Source organism: Palleronia sp. (assembly GCF_042089775.1).
Taxonomy (GTDB): Bacteria; Pseudomonadota; Alphaproteobacteria; order Rhodobacterales; family Rhodobacteraceae; genus Palleronia.
The window spans coordinates 1-5,583 of the sequence record NZ_JBELKF010000139.1; the positions used below are offsets into that span (position 1 = coordinate 1).

General features: G+C 63.0%; 9 protein-coding genes and 1 pseudogene. 9 read left to right on the forward strand and 1 reads right to left on the reverse strand.

Annotated features, from left to right (window positions below; translation table 11 throughout):
• From ACFDS3_RS18510 to ACFDS3_RS18540, 7 genes and pseudogenes are all read left to right on the forward strand, one after another.
• Window positions 1–518, forward strand: a pseudogene (locus ACFDS3_RS18510) (phage major capsid protein); the annotation flags it as partial.
• Entirely contained in the window at window positions 518–1,072 is a 555-nt protein-coding gene (locus ACFDS3_RS18515) for an HK97 family phage prohead protease (RefSeq protein ID WP_375263823.1), read from the forward strand. The pseudogene ACFDS3_RS18510 and the gene ACFDS3_RS18515, both read left to right, overlap by 1 nt.
• The gene (locus tag ACFDS3_RS18520) at window positions 1,072–2,133 is read left to right on the forward strand and encodes a hypothetical protein (protein ID WP_375263824.1); all 1,062 of its coding nucleotides are present in this window, start codon (window positions 1,072–1,074) and stop codon (window positions 2,131–2,133) included. Before ACFDS3_RS18515 ends, ACFDS3_RS18520 begins: the two co-directional genes overlap by 1 nt.
• A complete protein-coding gene (locus tag ACFDS3_RS18525) occupies window positions 2,133–2,303 on the forward strand; it encodes a YodC family protein (protein WP_375263825.1) in 171 nt (56 codons plus the stop codon). The genes ACFDS3_RS18520 and ACFDS3_RS18525 overlap by 1 nt, the downstream gene beginning before the upstream one ends.
• An 11-nt stretch (window positions 2,304–2,314) precedes the next feature.
• Window positions 2,315–2,635 (forward strand): phage head closure protein, encoded by a 321-nt coding sequence (locus ACFDS3_RS18530; RefSeq protein WP_375263831.1) that lies wholly within the window; start codon window positions 2,315–2,317, stop codon window positions 2,633–2,635.
• A gap of 724 nt (window positions 2,636–3,359) precedes the next feature.
• Complete coding sequence (locus ACFDS3_RS18535; RefSeq protein ID WP_375263826.1) at window positions 3,360–3,767, forward strand: hypothetical protein; 408 nt, start codon at window positions 3,360–3,362, stop codon at window positions 3,765–3,767.
• Window positions 3,767–3,961, forward strand: a complete 195-nt coding sequence (locus ACFDS3_RS18540) for a hypothetical protein (protein ID WP_375263827.1) — start codon at window positions 3,767–3,769, stop codon at window positions 3,959–3,961. The genes ACFDS3_RS18535 and ACFDS3_RS18540 overlap by 1 nt, the downstream gene beginning before the upstream one ends.
• A gap of 56 nt (window positions 3,962–4,017) precedes the next feature.
• Here ACFDS3_RS18540 and ACFDS3_RS18545 read toward each other — a convergent pair whose 3' ends face one another.
• On the reverse strand, window positions 4,018–4,224 hold the full coding sequence (locus ACFDS3_RS18545) for a hypothetical protein (protein WP_375263828.1): 207 nt from the start codon (window positions 4,222–4,224) through the stop codon (window positions 4,018–4,020).
• Window positions 4,225–4,474: 250 nt separating this feature from the next.
• On the opposite strand from ACFDS3_RS18545, the gene ACFDS3_RS18550 reads away from it, so the two are divergent.
• Window positions 4,475–4,969: a helix-turn-helix domain-containing protein gene (locus ACFDS3_RS18550; protein ID WP_375263829.1), complete on the forward strand. Its 495-nt coding sequence runs from the start codon at window positions 4,475–4,477 to the stop codon at window positions 4,967–4,969.
• A 246-nt stretch (window positions 4,970–5,215) separates the two neighbouring features.
• Window positions 5,216–5,583: hypothetical protein (locus tag ACFDS3_RS18555; RefSeq protein ID WP_375263830.1), on the forward strand; the 368-nt coding region annotated here is incomplete at its 3' end.

Genomic DNA, 5,583 nt, shown 5'->3' on the forward strand with positions numbered 1-5,583 from the left:
CCGTTGTCGAGCGCGCGGTTCTGCTGGGCTGCGGCGCGTGCTGTGAGCCTTTGGGCATCTTCCCCGGCGCGGCGTCCTACGGCATCACCTCGTCCGCTGTCGGCGCGGCTGCGACCTGGGCGGCGTTCCGCACCGAGATCGTGGCCTTCATGCAGGCGAACGCGATCAACGCGGCTTCGGGCGTCAACATCGGCTTTGACCCGGAAATCTGGGCCGAACTGGACGACGCACTGGTGTCCGGCACCGCGGTTTCCGAATGGGACCGCCTGACGAAGCATGTCCCGGCGGGCAACATCGCGCTGGCGAACCAACTGGACGCTGGCACCGCGATCCTGACGACCTCGGCGGGCGGCATCCCCCCGGCCTTCCTCGGCCTCTGGGGCGGCGTCGACATGATCCGCGATCCGTATTCCGACGCTCAGTCGGGCGGGCTGCGGCTCACTGGCCTTGTCACGGCTGACACGACCGTGGCGCGCGGCTCGCAGATCCGCATCCTGACCGGCATCGGGGCAGTCTGATGCTGTGGGGGGCGTCTCTCGGCGCGCTGGAACTACGCAGCGATGGCGGGCAATCCCGTCTCCGGGCGACGTTCCCCTATGGCGCGGAAACCGAGCTGGCACCGGGGCGGCGTGAAGTCGTCGCCTCGCGGGCCTTCGCGGATCGGATCGAGGCGGGCGAAGACATTCACCTGCTGGCCGGCCACGACTTCAACCGGCCTCTCGCCTCGCGGGCGGCTGGCACCTTGCAACTGATCGACGACGACGACGCATTGCGGATCGAGGCGACGATCGACAACGGCACGAGCTGGGCGCGCGACTTCCTCGCGGCGCATGGCTCCGGGTTGATCCGTGGCCTGTCGCCCGGCTTCCGTGTCCCGCCCGGCGGCGAGAAGATCGAGCGGCGGGGCGCTGAGATGGTTCGCACCGTGACGGCGGCGGCGCTGTTTGAACTCTCAGCCGTCACCCGGCCCGCATACCCGCAAGCGCAGATCGAGGCGCGATCCTGGGAAACGCACCAGGATCGGCAACCCTATCGCGGCGCTGTGCATCCTCTCAATCGGTGGAGGTTCTGATGGGCATCCTAGACGCATTCCGGCGCAAGCCTGCCGAGACGCGATCCGCTGGCACCGGCTACACGGCGCAGATCATGTCTGCGCGCGAAAGCTGGATCACCGGGGCCTCGGCTATGGGTGAAATGACGGCGGCGGTGCAATCGTCGGTGAGCCTTTGGGAAAGCGGCCTGTCGCTGGCAGACGTAACCGGCACCGACCTACTGACCCGGCGCAACATGGCGCTGTGCGCGCGCTCTCTGGCGCTCAGGGGCGAGGCTATATTCCTGATCCGCGACCGGCTTATTCCGGCGGTGGATTGGGACGTGTCGACCCGCGACGGCGAACCCCGTGCCTATCGTCTCAGCCTGCCCGAAGCGGGCGGCGCACGATCGGAAACCGTGCTGGCGGCAGAGGTTCTGCATTTCCGCATCGGCTCCGACGCGGCAGCACCCTGGACCGGCACGGCCCCACTACGGCGCGCGCCTCTCTCGGCCCAGTTGCTGCACGAACTGGAAACGGCATTGCGTGACGTATTCCGCGAGGCCCCGATCGGCTCGCAGATCGTCCCGCTTCCCGAGGGCAGCGCCGAAGATATGGATCAGCTGCGATCGGCCTTTCGCGGACGGCGTGGCGCGGCGCTTGTGATCGAGGGCGTGGCGCAGGCAACGGCAGCGGGCATGAACCCGCAGATCGGCAAATCCCCGGATCAGCTGTCGCCCGACCTGCAAAGAACGCTGGCCGACAGGCTGCTGACCGACGCGAAGGGCGCGATCTACGGCACGTTTGGCGTCCTGCCCGGCCTGATGAATGCGAACACGACCGGCCCGATGGTACGCGAGGCGCAACGGCATCTCGCCCAGCTGGTGCTGCAACCGATCGCTAACATCATGGCCGAGGAAGCAGCGGAGAAGCTGGGCGGCAAGATCGCAATTGACGTGGTGAGGCCGATGCAGGCGTTCGACCACGGCGGCAAGGCGCGCGCGCTGGCGACGATGATCAAGGCAATGGCCGAAGCGAAAGAGGCCGGGCTAGACGGCAACACCGTGGGCGATGCGCTCAACTTCATTGATTGGCAGGACTGATGGCAGAAGATCTAAAACCCGGCGACCTGGTGCGGCTCAAATCCGGCGGGCCTGTAATGACCTACGAAGGCGATAGCGAATATCGCGGCCCGATTTGCGTCTGGTTCGATGGCAGCAAGATGAAACGCGAGTGCTTCACGCTGACAGCGCTGGAAAAGGCCGACAAATGACGGCGGGGCGGATGACTTCGCGGGCCTTGTTCCAGGTGCGCGAGGAAGTCGACGACGGGTTCGGCAACACTTATGGCGCGTGGGTCGACCGCTTCACGCGCTGGTGCCATGTCCGCTTTCTGCGCGGTGGCGAAACCGTCATCGCGGCCCGTCTGGTATCCCGGCAACCGGCGATCATCACCATTCGCCACGATGCCGAGACCGCGACCATTGCCCCGGCCATGCGATGCGTGATCGCTGGGCGCAGTTTCGACATCAAGGAACAACCCCGCCTCTCCGACGATCGGCAGACGCTCACGTTTCTGGCCGAGACCGAAGGCGGGCCGAGTTAGGGCATGGATGCGCCCTGCGGCCTGTTCTGCCGCGAAGCATCTGGGATCAGACGGCGAGTACCCGGCATTGAGAGACAGCCGAAACCCCGTCACGGCATGGCCCTTTAACCTCGGGGGCGCGATGCAGACCGCCACGGCTTTGAACCGGGGGCAGTCATGGGGCCGGGGGCAGTGGGATGCTGCACCGGCCCCGCTCACTTGCATCCGCTTCAAGTGACCCGCGCGCTGTCACTGTGAACGGTTCACAGTCAGCCTCACTGCGGAAATCCGCAGTCACTTTCCATCTTGGATAGTGAGGCCCGTTCCCTCGTGAAACGGACCTCACTGTGTCCGAACACAGTGGGCGCGATCCTCACTGATAACGTTATCAGTGACATAAATGCATCAATGCGCAGTTACGTATATACGTAAACAAGGACTTACGACCCCTCCCCAAAAGTATTAGCAGCTCGCGCGCAGATAGCACTTGCGGCGTATGTTCACGCTGTGCATGTTCCGGCTTGGGTGTGAGAACCCGCGAACCAGTGATGACCTAACGTCTTGGACAGATTTGCCTTTCCCGGTCGGGAAGGATCGGCGAAGTACGGCTTCAGGCCGGGGGCGAACGTGCTGTCCAAGGGGCGACCCCAAAAGCGTTCGACCTGTCTCACTGGCAGGTTCTCACCCCCCGGCCGCCGGTCCGACACCGGCGATGGCTGTGAGAAGCCGAACCAGTGAGTATCGAATGATTGCACAAACCAACCGCCTGAGCCTGTCTGACCTGCCCGAAGAGGCCGTCGAGAAGCTGAAGGATCTTCACCATGAAGACTTCCGCCTTCTTGCTGTGGAAGCCTATCGTATGCGGGGCGAAGACCAAGAGGCGGCTTTCTCGAAAGATGCCAAGACGGCCATCCGTGACGCATTCAAGGCGTTGAACGCCTCGCCGACGATCAAGATCGACGAACCCATGGAAGAGATCGTCTGGGCGCTCGACATGCTCTGCTTTGCCTTAGGCAAGGGCGAAGACCTCGACCGGCAGGATTGCCAAGCCTTCTGGTCGATTGCGAGCAAGGGCCGTGATCTGGCCATCGGTTGCCGCGACCGGGATCGCGAAATCCGCCAGCGTCTGCGCGCCCTTCAGGAGGCAGTGTGATGGCCGATCTGGATCTTGCCTGCGCCAAGGCCGCCACGGCTCAAAGCGGCCTCGCTCACCTTCGCTTCGAGGTGCAGCAGCTCTCACCCGATGCGCCCATGCCCGCCGATCTGCGTGACCTCTTGGTCATGTCCATCGAGTACACCATGGGGGCGCTTGGCGACGTGGTGAGTGCCGTGGAAGACCGGCAGTAACACTGCCCCCTTCAGCTTAGAAAGCGCCCGCCGGTCATCCGCGCGGGCGCTTTTTATTAGATCGTAAAGAATCCTACCGGCCCCTCACCCTCGGGAGGCGTTTCCCCAGATGCAATTACCGCATCAAGTGCCGCAATCGAGGCTTGAAGGTCAGCCAATTTGGCAAGCCTTTCATGATTATATGCCGATACAAGGTAGGCGTCCTTGACCCGGCGAGCGACGAGTTCGGCCCGCATCTGTTTCAGGTCTTCGATAGTTTCCATGCTTCCACGTCCATTCGGGGGCTACTGGTAAGCAACCTATGCGCGACCGTCATTCCCCGCAATCTCGAAGACATAATGCCCCTAGTGCGCCAAACCACGCATCCTGCGCGAGTGGACGGCATCAACACCACGCTTGCACGGCCCTTCCGCTGCGATCCACTCGACACGTCACCCTTGCCGCGCCAAGCTGCATGGCAAAGAGCAGGCAAGGTGACAGGCTCTTACACGGCAATGTGATAAGGGGCTTTCCATGTCGAAACTGAGCGTCTCGCAGGCTGCCAAGGCTTTCAACGTTTCCCGGCCAACCCTGCAAAAGGCGCTCCGAGACGGCACAATATCAGGGGAACGGATCCGTAAAGGCTCTCAGGACGTCTGGCAAATCGACCAGTCGGAACTGGCTCGCCTCTATCAGCCCCGTGGCAATTTGCCAGCCGTTGACACCGCCAAGGATTTGGCACCCGAACAGGGGCTTGCCGTGCTAAAATCCAGCGATATTGAGGACTTGTCAGCCAAACATGCCAAAGAGCTTGAAGCGATCAGGGCCGAACTCGACCAGGTGCGGGCGCAGAAGGACGAAGTGGAGCGCGATCGCATCCAAGCCGAGCGCGATCTAGCGGCGGCGCAGGCTGTGGCCGAGGAACGCAAGCGGATGCTGGATGACGTGATGAAGCTGCTGCCGAAGCCCGAGGAAACGGCGACCTCGCCCGGCTGGTGGGCAAAGTGGTTCGGCGCGCGGCGATCTTGAGGCGGAAGACGGAACAGGTAGTGGGTGGGACGCTTGCCGTGCGCAATTTCTGGCAGTATCGTCATCACCGTGGCGTGAGCCACAACGAGCGAAGCCCGCAGCGCTACCAACGACTACGGGCTTCTTGATAGCAACAATGCCGGTGGAATGCGCGGACTTGCAGCCTGTGACATGGAGAGTTTAGGCCAACGGCCTGCCTCCTGCAAGACCGTTCACTACCGCGCCCAAGGCAAGGAACGGCTCTGAGTGGAGTTTCTAGATAACCAGCGACCGCTGTCGCTGAGGTGGGCGAGCAAGGACGCTGCCGAGTACCTGCGCCAAGAGGCCGGGCTCAGTCCGAGCGCCGCTGCGATCGCCTTTGACCTAACGCGCACACCGTATCAACAGGTCAGCTATCCGCGTGCAAAGGACCACAAATCCTACCGCTGCGCCCGGCGCTACAAGAACCCCATCTGGACGCCTGGGCGTGTGATCGGGGGAATGAATGAACTCGCAAAAGCGGCTTGGGTCGATCATTTCAAACAGATCCAAGGCGAGCGTTCTGCCGGTATCCAAAGCTTTGCCCAAGCAATGCCGGAACTGGTGGAGTTGACAGCCGAGGCGCTGACTTTCGA